The following is a 16,435-nucleotide window of genomic DNA, read 5'->3' as shown; positions in this document are numbered from 1 at the left end:
TCTTCCAGCCGAAAAAAAACCGCCAGGCTCACGCACTGGCGGTTTTTCCGGAGACCGGAGCAGGCAGGATTACTGCGCCGCGCCCTCGACCGGATCGGCTGCCTTCATCGACAGCTTCAGGCGGCCGCGCTCGTCGGTCTCGAGGACCTTCACGCGCACTTGCTGGCCTTCCTTCAGGTAGTCGGCCACGGCGTTGACGCGCTCGTTGGCGATCTGCGAGATGTGCAGCAGGCCGTCCTTGCCCGGCATCACCTGGACGATGGCGCCGAAGTCCAGCAGCTTCAGCACGGTGCCGTCGTAGGTCTTGCCCACTTCGACCGATGCGGTCAGCTCTTCGATGCGGCGCTTGGCTTCCTGGCCGGCGGCGGCGTCGACCGAGGCGATGGTCACGATGCCTTCGTCGGTGATGTCGATCTGGGTGCCGGTCTCTTCGGTCAGCGCGCGGATGACGGCGCCGCCCTTGCCGATCACGTCACGGATTTTCTCCGGGTTGATCTTGATCGTGATCAGGCGCGGTGCGAAGTCCGACAGTTCGGTCTTCACGCTCGGCACGGCCTTCTGCATCTCGACCAGGATGTGCTGGCGGGCTTCCTTGGCCTGGGCCAGTGCCACCTGCATGATTTCCTTGGTGATGCCCTGGATCTTGATGTCCATCTGCAGCGCGGTGATGCCCGCGGTGGTGCCGGCGACCTTGAAGTCCATGTCGCCCAGGTGGTCTTCATCGCCCAGGATGTCGGTCAGGACGGCGAACTTGCCGCCTTCCTTGATCAGGCCCATGGCGATGCCGGCCACGTGCGCCTTCATCGGCACGCCGGCGTCCATCAGTGCCAGGCAGCCGCCGCAGACCGACGCCATCGACGAGGAACCGTTCGACTCGGTGATTTCCGAGACCAGGCGCACCGAGTAGCTGAACTCTTCCGGCGACGGCAGCGCGGCGACCAGCGCGCGCTTGGCCAGGCGGCCGTGGCCGATTTCGCGGCGCTTCGGGGTGCCCACGCGACCGGTTTCGCCGGTGGCGAACGGAGGCATGTTGTAGTGCATCATGAAGTCGTCCGTGTACTCGCCCATCAGCGCGTCGATCTTCTGGCTGTCGCGGCCGGTGCCCAGCGTGGCGATCACGAGGGCCTGGGTTTCACCGCGGGTGAACAGGGCCGAACCGTGGGTGCGCGGCAGCACGCTGGTGCGGATCGAGATCGGACGCACGGTGCGGGTGTCGCGGCCGTCGATGCGCGGCTCGCCGTCCAGGATCTGCGAACGCACGACCTTGGCTTCCATGTCGAACAGGATGTTGCCGACTTCGGCCGCATCCGCTTCGACACCCTGCTCCGCCAGGCCGGCCAGCACTTCGCTCGACAGCGACTTCAGCTTCTGCTGGCGCGCCGATTTCTCGCGGGTCTGGTAGGCGTCGCGGATCTTCGCGTCGGCCAGTTGCGCGACCTGGGCGATCAGGGCTTCGTTCTTCGGTGCCGGCGCCCATTCGACTTCCGGCTTGCCGCCTTCTTCGACCAGCGCGTGGATCGCGTCGATCACGGCCTTCATCTGCTCGTGGCCGTAGACGACCGCGCCCAGCATGACTTCTTCGGACAGCTGCTGCGCTTCCGATTCGACCATCAGCACGGCGTGCTCGGTACCGGCGACGACCAGGTCCATCTGCGAGGTCTTGAGCTGGGTGGTGGTCGGGTTCAGGATGTACTGGCCGTTGGCGTAGCCGACGCGGGCGGCGCCGATCGGGCCGTTGAACGGGATGCCGGCGATGCACAGGGCGGCCGAGGCGCCGATCATCGACGGGATGTCCGGATCGATTTCAGGGTTGACCGACAGGACGTGGATGATGACCTGGACTTCGTTCAGGTAGCCTTCCGGGAACAGCGGGCGGATCGGACGGTCGATCAGGCGCGACGTCAGGGTCTCCTTCTCCGACGGACGGCCTTCGCGCTTGAAGAAGCCGCCCGGGATCTTGCCGGCGGCGTAGCTCTTCTCGATGTAGTCGACGGTCAGCGGGAAGAAGTCCTGGCCCGGCTTGGCGTCCTTCTTGGCGACGACGGTCGCCAGCACGACGGTGTCTTCCACCGACACGACGACGGCGCCGCTGGCCTGGCGCGCGATCTCGCCGGTCTCCAGGGTGACGGTGTGGTCGCCGTACTGGAAGGTTTTCGTAACTTTGTTAAACATGGGGTATCCCTTTCTATTTGCCGACAGATTTTCAGGCGCTGTCGTTCACCTCACCTCAGTTCGTTCGACGCCGTGTTGGTGCGGCGTCTTTTTCTAGTCAGTTGGGGTCAGAGCACAAGCGTGAAATCCGTGCTCTGACCCCAAAAGGCTGGAAATAAAAAATGCCCGCGCAGTCGAGCTGACGCAGGCATTTCTCGATCAAGCTTTTGGCTCGATGCGCAACAATTACTTACGCAGACCCAGCTTGGCGATCAGGTCGCGGTAACGGTTCAGGTCCTTGTTCTTCAGGTAGGCCAGCAGGCTCTTGCGACGGTTGACCATCATGATCAGGCCGCGGCGCGAGTGGTGATCCTTCTTGTGTTCCTTGAAGTGGCCGTTCAGTTCGTTGATGCGTGCGGTCAGCAGCGCAACTTGCACTTCCGGCGAGCCGGTGTCTTTTTCGCCACGTGCGTTGTCCGCGATGATCGCGGCTTTGTTGATGTGTTCTACGGACATGATATTACCTTTCACATGCGGTGCAAGAGTCGGAACCCAGCGCACCGTGAGTTGTTAAAAAACCTGGCCTGGAGGCCAAGACCCGGAAGTATAGGGGAAAATGCGTCGGGGAGCCAGCGTTTTGGCCGCATCCGCTAGAATTCACGGGTTGGCGATGCCGCATTGGCATGCCTAAAGGACTTTACTGATGAGCAAACTGATCAAAAATACAACAACCATCGCCGCAACGCTGGCCGTCGCGCTGGCGCTGTCCGCCTGCTCCACCTTCTCCAAGGCCCCCGCCGCCGGCACGCCGCTGGCCGACGTGACGGCCAAGCTGGGCAAGCCGGCCGCCGTCTATCCGGATCCGGACGGCGGCCAGGTGCTCGAATACCGCGGCCAGCCGATGGGCCAGGTCCAGCACATGGCGCGCATCGGCGCCGATGGCCGCCTCATCTCCTATGAACAGGTGCTGACCAACGAAAACTTCGCAAAGCTCGGCACCAAGCGCTGGACAAAGGACGACGTGCTGCGCAGCTTCGGCCATCCGGCCGATATCTCGCCGGCGCGCGCCACCGGTCCCTTCCCGGACGATGCGGAAGTCTGGTCCTACCGCTACAAGGACGACGGCGTGTGGAACGCGATGATGAGCGTGTACTTCAACGCCCGCGGCGTCGTGCTGCACACCGCCAAGACCCCCGACCCGATCCTCGACGATCGCTACAAGGGCTTCTGACACAGCCCGGCCGCGCACGGAGCCTTCCATGACCCGTTTGACCAAGAGAACGACGTCCGCGGCCTGCGCCGCCCTGTCCTTGTTCGCGGCGCTGTCGCTGTCCGCCTGCTCCGTCTTCCGCCAGCCGCCGCCGGTCGGCGCCCCGCTGGCGGCCGTCACCGAGGCGTTGGGCCAGCCGGCCGCCGTCTATCCGGAACCGGACGGCGGAAAGATCCTCGAATACCGCGGCCAGCCGATGGGCCAGTTCCAGCACATGGCCCGCATCGGCGCGGACGGCCGCCTGGTCTCCTTCGAGCAGGTACTCACCAGCGAGAACTTCGGCAAGGTGAAAATCGACAGCTGGACCAAGGACGACATCCTGCGCCACTTCGGCCGCCCGGCCGAGACCTCGCGCGTGGCCTACAAGGACTACGAAGTCTGGTCCTACCGCTACAAGGAAGCGGGCGTGTGGAATTCGCTGATGCACGTGCACTTCGACCAGCAGGGCGTCGTGCGCCAGATGCTCAACGGGCCGGATCCGATGTACGACGACCGGTTCCGGTTCCGCTGAGGTTCCCGATAGCCGCAACAATGTGTGACTAATACGGCCGGCATGCTGGCTATACTTTCGCACATGCCCAGTCCGCTTACCCTTCCGCCGCAGCCCCCGCGGCTGCCGGCCAGCGCAGGCAAGCCACGCGATTGAATCGGAGGACAGGATGCGACTGGATCGGCTCGACAGGTGGCTGCTCGGTACGCTGGCAGCCGGGATCGTGGCGGCAGGCTGGTTCGCACGGCGCGACGATGCCACGCCGGCCGAGGTTCGCCCCGCTGCGCCACCCTCCGTGCAACGCCCCCTCTCACCCGCGCAGGCACCGGCGCCAGCGCGGTCGTCGCTGCCCGTGCCTGCGGACACGCCGCCCAACCAGCGCATCCAGGTAGAGCGGCTGCTGGCCAGCCACGATCCGCACGACGCCTTTGCCGCCTATGAACTCGTCGCCCGCTGCGCCGCGTTCAATGTCGAACACGATGCACCCGTATTCGATGAAGAAGAACTCAAGCACTGGAAAGGCGACACGGTGCCCGGCTTCCGCGGCATGACCGCACCGGAAAAAGAACGCGAGGCCCGCGTGTGCGACGGCATGACCGAACGCGAGCGCCAGTCGCGCCTCGACTACCTCGCGATCGCGGCCGCCGCGGACGTGCCCGGCGCCGCCATCGCCTATGCCCGCGAAGGGCCGTTCGGCGATCCGAGTGCGCTGGAGACGCGGCCCGACGACCCGCTGGTCAAGGAGTGGAAGACCCGGGCGGCCGGGCAGCTCGCGCAGGCCGCTGAAATGGATGCGGACCTGTCCGCACTGGCTTACCTGGCGGGGGAGAACTTCAACGGTTCCGGCCTGACGGCACGGGACCCGTTGCTGGCTTACCGCTACACGACGGCGATGGCGATGATCTATGCGGACATGTTCGGGCCGAACCATCCGATGGCAAGGATGAACGACGAGGCAGACCTGACGCCGGCCCAGCGCGACGCCGAGCAGGCTGCCGCCAGGCGCATCGCGGACCGGGCCCGGGAACGGCGCAAACAGGCCGCGCCGGGTGGGGGCTGAACGGGATGCTGATCAGCGCCGCTCGCTCGGATCGAACGTCTCTTCCTCGGTCTGGACGATGCTGACCGGCTTGCCCTTGGCCAGGCGCCACAGGAACACGCCGTAGCCCGACAGGCCGTACAGCACGAACAGCGGCCACAGCACCTTGGGCGGGTCGATCGCCAGCAGCGCCAGCAGCAGCGCGATCAGGAACACGACGATGAACGGCACCGACTTGCGGAAATTGACGTCCTTGAAGCTGTAGAACGGCACGTTGGTGACCATGGTGATGCCCGCGAACAGCGCGATGCACCACGAGATCCAGTCGACGCTACGGGCACTGACGTTGATGTCGGGGTCCGTCATCATCATCACGAAGCCCACCACGAGCGCCGCCGCCGCCGGGCTGGGCAGGCCCTGGAAGTAGCGCTTGTCGACGACTTCGATGTTCGTGTTGAAGCGGGCCAGGCGCAGGGCGGCGCCGGCGCAGTAGACGAAGGCGGCGATCCAGCCCAGCTTGCCCAGGCCGCGCAGCGACCATTCGTAGATGACGAGCGCGGGTGCGGCGCCGAAGGACACCATGTCGGACAGGCTGTCGTACTGGGCGCCGAACTCGGACTGGGTATTGGTCAGGCGCGCCACGCGGCCGTCCAGGCTGTCGAGCACCATGGCGATGAACACGGCCCAGCAGGCGTGGTCGAAGCGCTGGTTCATCGCCATCACGATGGCATAGAAGCCGCCGAACAGCGCGGCCGTCGTGAAGGCGTTCGGAAGCAGGTAGATGCCCCGGCGCGGGCGGGCCGACACGACGTCGGTCTTGCGCGTGCGGGCGAAGCGGGCGAATCGGGGCGCCTTGACGGCGCCTGGCTTTCTGCGACGGGGGAGCGTGGGCATGGTTGTTGTTCTTTGCACTGAGGTAACAATGCGCCAGGGGCGCGGACCACGCCATTATAGTGGCCCGCGCCCCGTGTTAGCGAACCGTCACGCCTAGCGGAACCGGACTTTGCCGACCAGGCGCATGGACAGCGTCGTCTCGCCCGGCTCGAAGCTCGGCTCCGGCACGGCGCCGGCATCGGCGCGCGCGGCACGCATCATCATCGCGGGCGCTGCCTGCGGCGCCGCTTCGCCGACGTAGTTGCCGCTGCCCTCGAAGTCGACCGTGTCGATCGTGGCGTCGTTCACGCCGCGGCCCATAGCTTTCGCGATCGACGCGATGCGCTCGTTCAAGTTGGCGTAGGTGGCGGCGATGCGTTCGTCGTCCAGGCGCTTCTGCAATTCCTTGCTCAGGTGGTAGTCGACGCCGTTCAGGTTCAGCACCTTCTGGGCCGCGGCCGCGACCTTCGGCAGGTTCTGCAGGTTGCGCGTCGTGACTTCCAGGTACTGGCCCACGCGCCAGCCGATCGGCACGCGGCGCGCGGCCGGCGTCGACAGCGGACGCGGGCCGTCCGGCACTTCCGGATAGACGGGATAGGTGTAGTAGCCGACGGTCTTCAGTTGCGCCTGCGGGTCGCCGCCCTTCACGATGTCGGTGCCCTGCTTCATCTTCTGGTTGACGCGTGCGGTGGCGGCGGCGCGGTCCTTGTCCTGTTCCTCGACGGCGAACGTGACTGTCGCCTCGTCGTTGGCGTGGCGGACCTCGCCGAAGGCCGGCACCACGACCAGCGTGCCGGCAGTGAGCGCGGCACGTTCTGCGGGCGCGGAAGTGCTCTGGGCGTGCGCGTTCAGTGCCAAGCCGAGGGCGGACAGCAGGATCAGTTTCTTGAAGGGCATCGTCGTTCTCTCCTTATTGTGTTTCTGCGGCAAGGGCCGCGGCAGGAGAACGATAACCGGTTTCCGCTCGGGAACGGGCGACTGTAATGAAGAGTTGCAAAAGGTTGCAATTGGCAGCAATTGCGCTTTCGTGGCGATGGACCGGCCGGTCGGATCAAGACCTGGCACCGCCCATGCATCCATACACCACCACGCAACCCAGCGCCGATGCGGCCGCAGCTGCCAGGAAGGCATGCGCAAAGCCCGTTTCGAAACCGTGCTGCAAGAGCGCCGCCAGACCTGCCGGCATGGCGCCTCCCGTTCCCGCTGCTCCCGTCACGTCACCCGCCACGAGCTGTTCGATCAACTCCGGCCGGGCCTGCTGACCGAGGCGCGGCAAGCCGGCCAGCAGGGTCGCGCGCGTGCCGCTGGACAGCACGGCACCGAGGCTGGCGAAGCCCAACAATATTCCACAGAAGCGCGAGGTCGTGCTGATGCCGGATGCCATCCCCGCACGGTCCGCCGGGATGGCCCCCATGATCGCCTTCTGCGTTTCTCCGTTCAGCAAGCCGCCTCCCGAGCCGAGGATCGCCATGCCGAGCACATCCAGCGCACGCAGTCCCGGCATGGACGCCGCCCACATCATGACGAGGTTGCCGAGCGCAACGATCGCCAAGCCGAGGGCCAGGATCTGGTAACCGGCCATGAATGCGCCCAGGCGCCTCCCCAGCATCGGTAGCAGCAGCATTGCCAGCGCGAACGGCAGCATGCCGGCACCCGCCTCCAGTGCGGTGGCGCCGCGCGCGTTCTGCAAGTAGAGAGGCAGCAGGGACGCCATGACCTGGGCGGCCCCGGCATACGCGAGCATGGCGATCACGGCACCGACGAAACGTGTGTTCGCGAACAGCTCCAGGTCGAGCATCGGCTGCGCCACCCGGCGCTCGGCCGCAAGGAAACACCCCAGCATGCAGAGCGCCGCCGCGGCCCTGACCAGCACCGGCATGCTCGTCCATCCCTCCGCGGGGCCCGAGATGAGCGTCCAGGTGAACGTGAACATGGCCGATGCGAACAGGACGATGCCAGGGATGTCGAACGGACGAGGGACAGGGCTGCGCGACTCCGGGATCCAGCGGACGACCGCGAGTCCCAGCACGGCGCAGGCCGGGAGATTGACGTAAAAAGCCCAGCGCCATCCGAGCCATCGGCTGATGACACCGCCGACCAGCGGCGACAGCACCATGGTCGTTCCCATGATCGCTCCCCAGAATGCCCATACGCGCGCGCGCTCCTGCTCGCCACGGAACGCATGGCCGATGACCGCTAGCGAAGGCGCGAGCAGGCAGGCTGCGCCGGCCCCCTGCCCGGCGCGGGCCAGGTAAAGTGCCTGTGCGCTGCCGGCCACGCCGCAGGCGAGCGAAGCCAGGCCGAAGATGAACAGTCCCAGCAGCAGCAGACGCTTGCGTCCGATCCTGTCGGCGACGACGCCTGCAGGCAGCAGCAGCGCCGCGAAGCACAGCAGGTAGGTGCTGATCACCCACTCGATGTCCCCGAACGTGGCGTTCAGGTCGCGGGCGATGGTCGGCAGGACGATCCCGACCAGGTTGGTATCGAGCACCGTGACGGCGCAACCCAGCGACGCGGTCAGCAGCAAGGGCATGGATGAGGGCGCGGTACCGCAGATGGCCTGTGTGGAGGATGGCGGGTGCATTCGCATTAAGTCGGGATGAATCCAAAAACGCCATTACACCCGATTCCTGAATTCGGATCATTAACGTAAAAAGATGAAATAATTCGTCCTCACCGAATTTAGAGCAGGCGTCCTCCATGGAGATCCGACATTTTCGCTATTTCATTGCCGTGGCCGAGGAGCTGCATTTCGCCCGCGCGGCGGAACGGCTCGGCATCGCGCCGTCGACGCTGACGGTCCAGATCCAGGAGATCGAGCGCACCTTGCAGGCACGCCTGCTGCAACGTAGCAAGCGCAGCGTTCGCCTGACCAGCGCCGGGGAGCTTTTTCTCGAGCAGGCACGGGCCAGCCTGCTTCAATTCGAGCAGGCGCTTGGTGTCGGGCGGCGCGCGGGGCGCGGGGAGCTCGGGCGCATTATGATCGGCTATGTGGGGTCGGCCGCGCTAGCCGGGGTGCTGCAGCAGCACATGCGGCTGTTTCGTTCGGACTGGCCCATGGTCCAATTGCAGGCCAGTGAACAGTCGATGGGACGCTTGCCGGAGCTGGTCGCCGAGGGGCAGGTGGATGTGGGATTCGTGCGCCTGCCGATGACCTTGCCGACGGGATTATCGAGCCACATACTCCAGCGTAATCGATTCTGCGTCGCCTTGCCTGCCAGCCACCGCCTGGCGGGGGCCCAAGCGGTCGACGCACGTCAACTCGCAGGCGACGATTTCGTCGTGCCGGAACAGGACCTGGGTACGCGCGAAGTCGGCCGGCGCGGAGGATTCGCACCGCGCATCACTGCCATTCCAGGCAATCTGCTGGCGGTACTGACGGAAGTGTCGTTATGGATGGGCGTGGCGATCGTTCCCGACGTCGTCGTGCCGAGCGTGGTACTGCCGGACGTCGTCTACAAACCGCTCGCGGGAGCGGCCATCACGTCCGACCTGGCCGCCATTTTCCGGCGTAACGAAGGCGCGCCGGCGGTGAAGAACCTGATCCGGCAACTGGTGTCGGCCGCGCCCGACGCCCTGGCCGGCGCGTAGGCGGACTCGCCCACGCCCCGGGGTATCAAGGGCGCCGCGGCCGCCCCATTCAGGCGGCTAAGCTGGTCAGTTCTTCGACTGGTCGACCAGCTTGTTCTTGGCGATCCACGGCATCATCGCGCGCAGCTTCTCGCCGACCTGCTCGATCTGGTGTTCCGACGTGAGGCGACGGCGCGAGATCAGGGTCGGGGCGCCGGCCTTGTTCTCGAGGATGAAGCTCTTCGCGTACTCGCCCGTCTGGATGTCGGTCAGGCACTGCTTCATCGCCTTCTTGGTGTCCTCGGTCACGATGCGCGGGCCGGTGACGTATTCGCCGTATTCCGCATTGTTCGAGATCGAGTAGTTCATGTTGGCGATGCCGCCTTCGTAGATCAGGTCGACGATCAGCTTCAGTTCGTGCAGGCACTCGAAGTAGGCCATCTCCGGCGCGTAGCCCGCTTCGACCAGGGTCTCGAAGCCGGCCTTGATCAGTTCCACGGTGCCGCCGCACAGCACGGCCTGCTCGCCGAACAGGTCGGTCTCGGTCTCTTCGCGGAAGTTGGTCTCGATGATGCCGGCCTTGCCGCCGCCGTTGGCCATGGCATAGGACAGCGCGATGTCGCGCGCGGCGCCGGATTTGTCCTGATAGACGGCGACCAGGTGCGGCACGCCGCCGCCCTGGCGGTAGGTGCCGCGCACGGTGTGGCCCGGGGCCTTCGGCGCGATCATGATGACGTCGAGGTCGGCGCGCGGCACGACCTGGCCGTAGTGGACGTTGAAGCCGTGCGCGAACGCCAGCGCGGCGCCCTGCTTGATGTTCGGTTCGACGTTGTTCTTGTAGACCTCGGCGATGTTCTCGTCCGGCAGCAGGATCATGACGACGTCGGCGTTCTTGACCGCTTCGTCCACCTCGGCGACCTTCAGGCCGGCCTGCTCGACCTTGTGCCAGGAGGCACCGCCGCGGCGCAGGCCGACGGTGACGTTGCAGCCGGATTCGGTCAGGTTCTGGGCGTGGGCGTGGCCTTGCGAGCCGTAGCCGATGATGGCGACGTTCTTGTTCTTGATGAGGGAGAGGTCGCAGTCTTTATCGTAGAAAACTTTCATTTTTATTCCTGTATTTTTCGTGGTATTCGGGTGTCTGGTGGGCACGGGGTGCCTACCCTACGCATTCATGATTCAAATTGCGGTGGTGTCGGCCGTAGGGTGGGCATCACATGCCCCCCCATGCGTCTCGCGGCATCAAACTTTCAATATGCGTTCGCCGCGGCCGATGCCGGAGCCGCCGGTGCGCACGGTCTCGAGGATCGAGGCGCGGTCGATGGCGTCGATGAAGGCGTCCAGCTTCGATTTCGCGCCGGTCAGCTCGATCGTGTAGGTCTTCTCGGTCACGTCGATGATGCGGCCGCGGAAGATGTCGGCGGTGCGCTTCATTTCCTCGCGCTCCTTGCCGACCGCCCTCACCTTGATCAGCATGAGCTCGCGCTCGATGTGCTGGCCTTCGGTCAAATCGACCACCTTCACCACCTCGATCAGGCGGTTCAGGTGCTTGGTGATCTGCTCGATGATGTCGTCCGAGCCGCTCGTGACGATCGTCATGCGCGACAGCGTCGCGTCTTCGGTCGGCGCCACGGTCAGCGTCTCGATGTTGTAGCCGCGGGCCGAGAACAGGCCGACCACGCGCGACAGGGCGCCGGCTTCGTTTTCCAGCAGGACGGAGATGATGTGTCGCATTACAGGTCCTCCGAGCCGAGCAGCATTTCACTGAGGCCCTTGCCGGTCTTGACCATCGGCCAGACGTTCTCGCTGCGGTCCGTGATGAAGTTCATGAACACGAGGCGGTCCTTCATCGCGAAGGCTTCGCGCAGCGATCCTTCCACGTCGCCCGGCTTCTCGATGCGCATGCCGACGTGGCCGTAGGCCTCGGCCAGCTTCTCGAAGTCCGGCAGCGAATCCATATAGGACTCGGAATAGCGCGAGTTGTAGTCGAGCTCCTGCCACTGGCGCACCATGCCCAGGAAGCGGTTGTTCAGCAGGATGATCTTCGGCGTCAGGTGGTATTGCTTGCAGGTCGCCAGCTCCTGGATGTTCATCTGGATCGAGCCCTCGCCCGTCACGCAGGCGACGGTGGCGCCGGGGTTCGCCATCTGCACGCCCATCGCGTACGGCAGGCCCACGCCCATCGTGCCCAGGCCGCCCGAATTGATCCAGCGGCGCGGCTTGTTGAACGGGTAGTACTGCGCGGCCCACATCTGGTGCTGGCCCACGTCCGACGTGACGAAGGCGTCGCCGCCCGTCACCTGCCACAGCGTCTCGATGACGGACTGCGGCTTGATGACCTCGTCGGAGGTCGGGTACTTCAGGCATTCGCGGCCGCGCCAGTCGCCGATCTGGCGCCACCAGTCCTGCACGGCCGGGTTCGGGCGCGCCTCGCTGGCCTCCAGCTGCGACAGCAGCTCGACCAGCACGTCCTTGACGTTGCCGACGATCGGGATGTCGACCTTGACGCGCTTGGAAATCGACGACGGGTCGATGTCGATGTGGATGATCTTGCGCGGATTGCTGGCGAAGTGCTTCGGGTTGCCGATCACGCGGTCGTCGAAGCGGGCGCCGATGGCGATCAGGACGTCGCAGTGCTGCATCGCCATGTTCGCTTCATAGGTGCCGTGCATGCCCGGCATGCCGACGAAGTGGCCGCTCGAGGCGCGGTAGGCGCCCAGGCCCATCAGCGTGTTGGTGACGGGGAAGCCGAGCTTGTCGACGAGGCGGTTCAGTTCTTCCGAGGCATTGGCCAGGATCACGCCGCCGCCCGTGTAGATCATGGGGCGCTCGGCGGCCAGCAGCAATTGCACGGCCTTGCGGATCTGGCCGGCATGGCCCTTGTCGACGGGGCGGTAGGAGCGCATCTCGATTTCTTTCGGATACGCGTAGTTCGCCTTCTGCATGCTGACATCCTTCGGGATGTCGACCAGCACGGGGCCGGGGCGGCCGGTGCGGGCGATATAGAAGGCTTTCTTGACGGTCTCGGCCAGGTCGCGCACGTCCTTGACGAGGAAGTTGTGCTTGACCACGGGGCGGGTGATGCCGACCGTGTCGCATTCCTGGAACGCGTCCTGGCCGATCGCATGGGTCGGCACCTGGCCGGAAATGATCACCATCGGGATCGAATCCATGTAGGCGGTGGACAGGCCGGTGACGGCATTAGTCACGCCCGGGCCGGACGTGACGAGGGCCACGCCCACTTCGTTCGAGCTGCGCGAATACGCGTCGGCCGCGTGCACGGCTGCCTGCTCGTGGCGTACCAGGATGTGCTGGAATTTGTCCTGCTTGAAGATGGCGTCGTAGATGTACAGGACGGCGCCACCGGGGTAGCCGAAGACGTGCTTCACGCCCTCTTCCGCCAGACAACGGACCAATATCTCGGCGCCCGTGATGGGAGCTGATGCGTGGTTCATGATACGTTCCTTTCAAGACCCAATAGGGAGATTGATCGGATGCTCGTTCCTGGCGAGATACGTGTCACGCAACAGTGCTCATGCTTCCCTTCTTTCTGCGGTCACGGCGATCCTTCGGCCCCCGTAGGGTGGCGTACGAACCGGCGCTGGGCGCAACTCGTTCGGCGTGAGTACCTGTAGCGGAATGCGGATCCCTCGCGCTTGTGGCACGGGTTGGAGCAAACTGCCTACATTGTGAAAGCTTGTCACGCCGGGACGGGCCTTGTGTGCCGGTCGGGGATGACCATGGGCTTCGGGTTGCAAAGCGTTCCATACCTTACTGCGTTGCACCATTCTGGTCAAGACAAAAAAATTATTTTCTTATTTGGTGCAACGACCCTGCACAGCAATAAAATTGCGGCGCGGCAGCTCAGGGGATGCCGTTGCGGCAGAATTCGCCAAAACCGGGCCGCTCTTCCAGCCGCGCCAGCCAGGCATCGACGGCCGGATACGCTTCCCTTTCCATCGGCGTCATCAGCCAGCGGTTGGCCGACAGCCCCAGCACCACGTCGGCCAGCGAGAAGCTGGCGCCGGCGACGAAGGCGCCCGTATGGTCGAGCTGGCGCGCGAGGATGCCCATGTGGCGGTTCCAGCCCGCGCAGCTGGCGGCGACCTGGGCCGCGTCGCGATGGGCCTCGCTGCCGCGCACGAGGGCCATGAAGGCATAGCGCCAGGCGTTGTTCAGCTCGGTCGCCTGCCAGTCCATCCATTGCTCGACGCGGGCGCGGGCCGCCGGGTCGCGGGGCAGCAGGCTGTCCGGCTCGCCCGTGTCGTAGCGCGTGGCCAGGTAGCGGCAGATCGTGTTCGATTCCCACAGCGCCAGCTCGCCGGAGGCGCCGGGGCTGTGGTCGACGAGCACCGGCATCATCGCGTTCGGGTTCAGCGCCAGGAAGGCCGGGTCCTGCATGGACCGGACGCCGTTGCCCCAGTCCTCGCGCTCGAAGGCGAGGCCCAGCTCGCGGCAGGTCCACAGCACCTTGCGGACATTGATCGACGTGGCCTTGCCAAGAATACGCAACATACTGCCTCCAATCGTGTGAATGGCACCATTGTAGAGCTGCCCGTCCGCGCGCGTGCTCCCGCGCATCCCGGCACCGCTTCGCACACTATTGGTGCATCGAGGCTTGCAACAATCTGGACACGTTCGCCAGCTATAATCCTGCGGCTGGCCATGACGGCTGCGGTCCTCCCCGATTTTTGCTAGCATTCGAAAGTTTTCCGAAAAGCCACAGGCGACGTACCCGTGGCTCCAACATATCGCATGGCCACTGACAAAGAACTAAACGACTTCCTCGAGAGTGTCGAGCGGCGCGCCTTCAAGCAGGCGGCGTACGCGGTCCGCAAGGACGAGGCAGCGCTCGACATCGTTCAGGACGCCATGATCAAGCTGGCCGAGAAATACGGCGACAAGCCGCCGGCCGAATTGCCCGCGCTGTTCCAGCGCATCCTGCAGACGACGATCCTCGACTACTTCCGCCGCGAAAAGGTCAGGAATACCTGGGTCAGCCTCTTCGGGGGGCTGGGAAGGAGGGAAGACGACGATGAGGACTTTGATATACTGAACTCCTACGAGGCCGAGGAAGGCACGGCCGCCGCCGAGTCGAGCGCCGATCAGGTCGAACGCGCGCAAACCTTGCGCCTGATCGACGACGAAATACAAAAGCTCCCGGCGCGTCAACGCGAGGCCTTCCTCATGCGTTACTGGCAGGATATGGATGTGGCCGAAACGGCCGAAGCAATGGGGTGCTCCGAGGGCAGCGTGAAAACGCATTGTTCTCGCGCCACGCACACTCTGGCAGCAGCCCTCGAGGCCAAGGGAATAAAATTATGAACAGCGACGACATCGACCTGGCGTACAAGATCCGCCATGCCTTGAACGAGAACCTCGACAATTTGCCGGCCTCGACCACCGAGCGCCTTGCCGCCGCGCGCGCGCAGGCGCTCGCGCGCAAGAAGGCCGAGGCGCCGGCGCGCCGCGGCGGGTTCGATGTCCGCGCGCTGTTCGCCATGCCCATGCTGGGCCGCCTCGCCGTCGTCGCGCCCCTGGTCGCCATGGTGGCCGGCCTGGTGGGCGTCTACCAGGCCGAGCACGAACAGCACGTCGGCGAGCTGGCCGAGCTGGACGCCGCCGTGATGTCGGACGAGCTGCCGCTGACGGCCTATACCGACTCCGGCTTCAAGGCCTACCTGGTGCAACAGGAACAACAGCCGAAGCGAGCCCAGTAAAGGATGGCGGCAAACAAGCGTAAGGTCGCCGGCTCCGTCGCCGTGATCGTTCTTGCCGGCGCGGCAGCCTTCGCCGTCGGGCGCTATGGCGGCTTCTCTTCCCCGGACGGCGGCGCGGCCGCATCTGCCGCGGCCGACCCGTCCGGCCGCAGCCGCGACGGCGCGCGCAAGGAACGCGACAAGCTGCCGTGGAGTGCCCTCACGCCGGCCCAGCAGGCCATCCTGCAGCCGCTGCAGGGCGAATGGAGCCGCATGGACGGCACGCGCCGCGCCAAGTGGGTGGAACTGGCCAAGCGCTACGCGACGATGCGGCCGGAAGAGCGCCAGCGCGTCACCGAGCGCATGCGCGCCTGGGTCAAGCTGACCCCCGAACAGCGCGAGCTGGCCCGCGAGACCTACATGAAGGCCCGCAAGATCACGCCGGACCAGAAGAACGCCACCTGGCAGAACTACCAGCAGCTGTCGGACGACCAGAAGCGCAAGCTGGCCGAATCGAGCGCACGCAAGGCGGCCGACGCCCAGCGCGACGCCAAGCCCGCGCCGCCGGTCGTGAAGGGCTTGACCTCCTGCCCCGTCGGCACGGTCAAGAACACCGTCTCCGCCACGCCGCCGTGCGTGGCCGCGCCGGTGCCGCCGCCCGCGCCCCAGGCACAACCCGTCGTGCCGCTGCCCCCGCCCCCGCCGGTGCAGGAAAAGCCGGTCCCGTCCAACTGGGGCATCACGCCGAACAACGCCTGACGCATCACGCCGAGGATACCCATGACGCCCACCCCGAGCATCAAGCGCCGCCTGACCGCGATGGTCTACGAGACCTTCCTGCTGGCGGCGGTGGAGATGCTGGCGGTGGCGCTGTGGCTCGTCGTGACGGGCAACCGCCACGATCCCGCGTTCCAGCACGGCCTGAAAGCCTGGCTGTTCCTCGTCACGGGCGCCTATTTCGTCTATTCGTGGACCAATAGCGGCCATACGCTGGCCATGAAGACCTGGCGCCTGTGCGTGGTCACCGACGGCGGCGCCCGCCTGCCGCTGCGCACGGCCATGCTGCGCTACCTGGCGGCCTGGGGCTGGTTCCTGCCGGCCCTCCTCGTGTGCTGGCTCGCGGGCCTGCACGGCAAGGGCCAGATGGCCGCCGCGCTCGCCATCGGCATCGCCGCCTGGAGCATGACTGCCCTGTTCGACAAGGACCGCCGCTTCCTGCATGACCGCCTGGCGGGCACGCGCATCGTGGCGATTCCGAAGGCGCAGGCGGCGGGACCCACTGCGCCGACCACGCCGGCCGAGGCGACGCCTGAAGCTTCCTGACAAAACAACGTCGCCCCGGCGCA

General features: G+C 65.6%; 17 protein-coding genes. 8 read left to right on the top strand and 9 right to left on the bottom strand.

What is annotated here, in order from left to right; genetic code table 11:
* Window positions 1-69: 69 nt before the first annotated feature.
* Together pnp and rpsO are read right to left on the bottom strand one after the other, a co-directional pair.
* Complete coding sequence (pnp, locus tag ACI1V7_RS02870) at window positions 70-2,172, bottom strand: polyribonucleotide nucleotidyltransferase (protein WP_404530259.1); 2,103 nt, start codon at window positions 2,170-2,172, stop codon at window positions 70-72.
* A 225-nt stretch (window positions 2,173-2,397) separates the two neighbouring features.
* The gene (gene rpsO / locus ACI1V7_RS02865) at window positions 2,398-2,667 is read right to left on the bottom strand and encodes a 30S ribosomal protein S15 (RefSeq protein ID WP_290413629.1); all 270 of its coding nucleotides are present in this window, start codon (window positions 2,665-2,667) and stop codon (window positions 2,398-2,400) included.
* A 187-nt stretch (window positions 2,668-2,854) separates the two neighbouring features.
* Between rpsO and ACI1V7_RS02860 the strand changes: the two genes are divergently transcribed.
* The 3 genes from ACI1V7_RS02860 to ACI1V7_RS02850 all read left to right on the top strand — a co-directional run bounded on the left by ACI1V7_RS02860 (window position 2,855) and on the right by ACI1V7_RS02850 (window position 4,971).
* Complete coding sequence (locus tag ACI1V7_RS02860; RefSeq protein WP_404530258.1) at window positions 2,855-3,382, top strand: hypothetical protein; 528 nt, start codon at window positions 2,855-2,857, stop codon at window positions 3,380-3,382.
* A gap of 28 nt (window positions 3,383-3,410) precedes the next feature.
* Window positions 3,411-3,932 carry a hypothetical protein gene (locus ACI1V7_RS02855; RefSeq protein ID WP_404530257.1) on the top strand — a complete coding sequence of 174 codons (522 nt, stop codon included), beginning with the start codon at window positions 3,411-3,413 and terminating at the stop codon, window positions 3,930-3,932.
* A gap of 148 nt (window positions 3,933-4,080) precedes the next feature.
* Entirely contained in the window at window positions 4,081-4,971 is an 891-nt protein-coding gene (locus ACI1V7_RS02850; RefSeq protein ID WP_404530256.1) for a hypothetical protein, read from the top strand.
* 12 nt (window positions 4,972-4,983) lie between these two features.
* Here the strand turns inward: ACI1V7_RS02850 and pssA are convergent, their stop codons facing one another.
* From pssA to ACI1V7_RS02835, 3 genes are all read right to left on the bottom strand, one after another.
* Complete coding sequence (gene pssA / locus ACI1V7_RS02845; protein WP_404530255.1) at window positions 4,984-5,844, bottom strand: CDP-diacylglycerol--serine O-phosphatidyltransferase; 861 nt, start codon at window positions 5,842-5,844, stop codon at window positions 4,984-4,986.
* A 93-nt stretch (window positions 5,845-5,937) separates the two neighbouring features.
* Complete coding sequence (locus ACI1V7_RS02840) at window positions 5,938-6,720, bottom strand: SIMPL domain-containing protein (protein ID WP_404530254.1); 783 nt, start codon at window positions 6,718-6,720, stop codon at window positions 5,938-5,940.
* Window positions 6,721-6,874: 154 nt separating this feature from the next.
* Entirely contained in the window at window positions 6,875-8,356 is a 1,482-nt protein-coding gene (locus ACI1V7_RS02835; protein WP_404530253.1) for an MFS transporter, read from the bottom strand.
* Between the two features lie 167 nt (window positions 8,357-8,523).
* On the opposite strand from ACI1V7_RS02835, the gene ACI1V7_RS02830 reads away from it, so the two are divergent.
* On the top strand, window positions 8,524-9,414 hold the full coding sequence (locus tag ACI1V7_RS02830; RefSeq protein ID WP_404530252.1) for a LysR substrate-binding domain-containing protein: 891 nt from the start codon (window positions 8,524-8,526) through the stop codon (window positions 9,412-9,414).
* Between the two features lie 66 nt (window positions 9,415-9,480).
* On the opposite strand, the gene ilvC is transcribed toward ACI1V7_RS02830, so the two are convergent.
* The 4 genes from ilvC to ACI1V7_RS02810 form a co-directional block, all read right to left on the bottom strand.
* The gene (gene ilvC / locus ACI1V7_RS02825; protein WP_404530251.1) at window positions 9,481-10,497 is read right to left on the bottom strand and encodes a ketol-acid reductoisomerase; all 1,017 of its coding nucleotides are present in this window, start codon (window positions 10,495-10,497) and stop codon (window positions 9,481-9,483) included.
* A gap of 135 nt (window positions 10,498-10,632) precedes the next feature.
* Window positions 10,633-11,124 (bottom strand): acetolactate synthase small subunit, encoded by a 492-nt coding sequence (gene ilvN / locus ACI1V7_RS02820; protein ID WP_027867685.1) that lies wholly within the window; start codon window positions 11,122-11,124, stop codon window positions 10,633-10,635.
* The gene (locus ACI1V7_RS02815) at window positions 11,124-12,845 is read right to left on the bottom strand and encodes an acetolactate synthase 3 catalytic subunit (RefSeq protein ID WP_404530250.1); all 1,722 of its coding nucleotides are present in this window, start codon (window positions 12,843-12,845) and stop codon (window positions 11,124-11,126) included. The genes ilvN and ACI1V7_RS02815 overlap by 1 nt, the downstream gene beginning before the upstream one ends.
* A gap of 409 nt (window positions 12,846-13,254) precedes the next feature.
* Window positions 13,255-13,905, bottom strand: a complete 651-nt coding sequence (locus tag ACI1V7_RS02810; protein WP_404530249.1) for a glutathione S-transferase family protein — start codon at window positions 13,903-13,905, stop codon at window positions 13,255-13,257.
* Window positions 13,906-14,145: 240 nt separating this feature from the next.
* Here ACI1V7_RS02810 and ACI1V7_RS02805 point away from each other — a divergent pair, with 240 nt between their 5' ends.
* Genes ACI1V7_RS02805 through ACI1V7_RS02790 form a run of 4 tightly spaced genes read left to right on the top strand, consistent with a single transcriptional unit; the run spans window position 14,146 to window position 16,412 of the window.
* Complete coding sequence (locus tag ACI1V7_RS02805) at window positions 14,146-14,715, top strand: RNA polymerase sigma factor (RefSeq protein WP_404530248.1); 570 nt, start codon at window positions 14,146-14,148, stop codon at window positions 14,713-14,715.
* Entirely contained in the window at window positions 14,712-15,110 is a 399-nt protein-coding gene (locus tag ACI1V7_RS02800) for a DUF3619 family protein (protein WP_404530247.1), read from the top strand. Before ACI1V7_RS02805 ends, ACI1V7_RS02800 begins: the two co-directional genes overlap by 4 nt.
* Window positions 15,111-15,113: 3 nt before the next feature.
* Window positions 15,114-15,848 (top strand): DUF3106 domain-containing protein, encoded by a 735-nt coding sequence (locus tag ACI1V7_RS02795; protein ID WP_404530246.1) that lies wholly within the window; start codon window positions 15,114-15,116, stop codon window positions 15,846-15,848.
* Between the two features lie 21 nt (window positions 15,849-15,869).
* Window positions 15,870-16,412 carry an RDD family protein gene (locus ACI1V7_RS02790; protein ID WP_404530245.1) on the top strand — a complete coding sequence of 181 codons (543 nt, stop codon included), beginning with the start codon at window positions 15,870-15,872 and terminating at the stop codon, window positions 16,410-16,412.
* The last annotated feature ends 23 nt before the right edge of the window (window positions 16,413-16,435 follow it).

The organism is Massilia paldalensis (genome assembly GCF_044901715.1).
Taxonomy (GTDB): Bacteria; Pseudomonadota; Gammaproteobacteria; order Burkholderiales; family Burkholderiaceae_D; genus Telluria; species Telluria paldalensis.
The sequence above is the reverse complement of the archived record's forward strand: the minus strand, read 5'-3'. Positions and strand labels throughout refer to the sequence as shown.